Consider the following 2,320-nt stretch of genomic DNA (forward strand, 5'->3'; position numbering starts at 1 on the left):
TTCTTCGAACTGTCTCGGCTGATGGTGGTGGGCATCGATTCCGCCAAGGGGCAGTTGATCCAGAAGGCGCAGCTTTCGCCGAACGGGCCATGGCCTTCGGCCTGGTCGTTCATCGCGCCCGGCGCCTGGGTGATCATGACGGCGGGGCTGACCAGGGACGGCCGCGTCGCGGTGGTCGCGCAGCCATCGGGAACCACCAACCTGTCCTTCATCACCGAGGACGCCAATCAGATCGGCCCGGTCGAGAAATGGACCGCGCCGATGAGCATCGGCACGCCGCCCGGCGCCACCAGCTACCAGAAGCTTTCGATGGCGCGCGACGCCGATGGCCGCATCGAAGTCTTCGTCACCGACAATCAGGGCCGCATCTGGTGGATCTACCAGAATCCGGACCAGATCGTGCAGGTGCAGAAAACCATCACGCCACCGGGCACGACGACGCCGATCGTCGTCACCGTCGAGGTGCCGGCGCCGCCGGCCAAACCGTGGAGCGACTGGATCCAGATCCCCGGCGGGCTGGTGACGGTTTCGGCGATACGCCAGGGTGACGGCCGCATCGCGCTGTTCGGCATCAATTCGAACCTGCATCTCTATCGCTGCCAGCAGGCGAAGGCGCGGGCCTTGAAGGCCGCCGACTGGACGGGTTGGGTGCAGATCGACACGACCCAGACAGGCGGCTTCATCGAGATGGCGCCGGTGATCGGCCCGCTCGGCGCCACCAATCTGTTCGCCCTGACCCAGAGCGGCCAGGTGCTGCATACGCGCCAGATGCCCGCCGGATCGGATACGTGGACGCAGTGGGCGACACCTGGCTACTCCAGGGCGTCCAACCTGGCGCTTGCCGCCGGCATCCAGGGCGACGGCGATATCGTGCTGGTCGCCGCCGACCAGCATTTCCTCCAATTCAACGCGCAATGGGATGCCTACACCCAGAACTGGTCGGGATGGCGCGATTTCGGCGCATCCCTTCGCTCGACGCGCCTGACGCTCAACTACAATGCCGATGGCCGGCTTGCTCTGTTCAGCCTGGCGCGCATGCCGGACGGCACCAACGGCCTGTGGACGATCAACCAGATGGGCATCGACAGTTCCGAATGGGAGTATAACTGGACGTCGCTGACCGACAACAATCTCAAGCAGATCGTCGTCGTGCGCGACCTGACGCCCCCGGTCTGACGGTTGATTTCCGGTCGCGTGGCAGAAACGAAACAGGCACGTCCGGCCTGGTCCCGGTCTGACAAGGCCGGGCTCGGCTTCCGCCCTGCGACAGAGGCGGATTTGCCGTTCCTGTCGCGGCTCTACGCCTCGACGCGCATGGAAGAACTCGCGGTGACGTCGTGGAGCGACGCGCAGAAGGCCGAATTCCTCGGCATGCAGTTCCAGGCGCAGCACGCGCACTACAGAAAGCACTATCCCGAGGCCGACTGGCTGGTGGTGGAACGCGGTAGCGAAGACATCGGCCGGCTCTACATCGAGCGCTGGCCAAGCCAGCACCGCATCATCGACATTGCCTTCCTGCCGCATCATCGCCGCAAGGGCCACGGCACCGCACTGCTCTGCGACCTTATCGACGAGGCATGGTTAGCCGGCAAATCAGCCTCGATCCACGTCGAGAAGCACAATCCGGCGAGACGGCTTTATGTCGCGCTGGGTTTCGTGGTTGTCGAGGACAAGGGCGTTTATGATTTGATGGAATGTGCGCCGGGGCGCGGGAGGGTCGGTTTGTGACGACTGGAGGCCTACCGCAGGCGGCGCTATCGGTTACTTCGGCAGCGGTGCGCAGGTTCGTGAGACGATGGCAGGACAGAGGGGGGGCGCTGTCCCGCCAGCCTTTCGCAAATTTCTGCACAGCAGCGGCATGGATTTCGATGAGTCTGCTGCGTTAAGCTCAATTAAACACCGCCTCGTAGAGCCGCCCCGTCGCGTCGGCCGCGACCGGTACGATGAAGATCTCGTGGGTGCCGCCTGTGCCAGTGAAAAGGTAGGTCGCCTGCGGCAGCGCGATGTCGCGCGGGCCTCTAAACAGCAGCGAGAAACCGCCACCCAGGCGCGGGCTGGCGGCGATGGGCTTGACCGCGCTCAGTTCGAGCGGGATCTGCTTGCCCCCGACTTCGATGGTGAAGGTTTGTCCCTGCTCGAAATCCGACACCGACGCCATCCCGTTTGCCTCAATCTGTGCGCTGGAGCGGTTCAGCGTTCGGATCCGATCCAGCTTTTTGTTTCTCCGCAATTGCCAAGGGGAAAACCGCTGCACACTTTTCCGGAATTGCTCCAGCGGCGGCACTGTCGCCGCTTCGCCGCAAGCTGTCCAGAGGCGGGC

3 protein-coding genes are annotated in these 2,320 nt (G+C 64.1%); 2 read left to right on the top strand and 1 reads right to left on the bottom strand.

The genetic code is table 11. The features are described from left to right. Positions 1–1,176, top strand: a 1,176-nt coding sequence (locus EN914_RS32465) for a hypothetical protein (protein WP_164779075.1), incomplete at its 5' end; no start/stop codon positions are given. An 18-nt stretch (positions 1,177–1,194) separates the two neighbouring features. Then, on the top strand, positions 1,195–1,728 hold the full coding sequence (locus EN914_RS32470; protein WP_245265345.1) for a GNAT family N-acetyltransferase: 534 nt from the start codon (positions 1,195–1,197) through the stop codon (positions 1,726–1,728). A gap of 160 nt (positions 1,729–1,888) precedes the next feature. Here the strand turns inward: EN914_RS32470 and EN914_RS39545 are convergent. Beyond that, the coding region (locus EN914_RS39545) for a DUF6916 family protein (RefSeq protein WP_245497892.1) at positions 1,889–2,320 on the bottom strand (432 nt) is incomplete at its 5' end.

It is taken from the genome of Mesorhizobium sp. M7A.F.Ca.CA.001.08.2.1 (assembly GCF_003998455.1).
Taxonomy (GTDB): Bacteria; Pseudomonadota; Alphaproteobacteria; order Rhizobiales; family Rhizobiaceae; genus Mesorhizobium; species Mesorhizobium ciceri.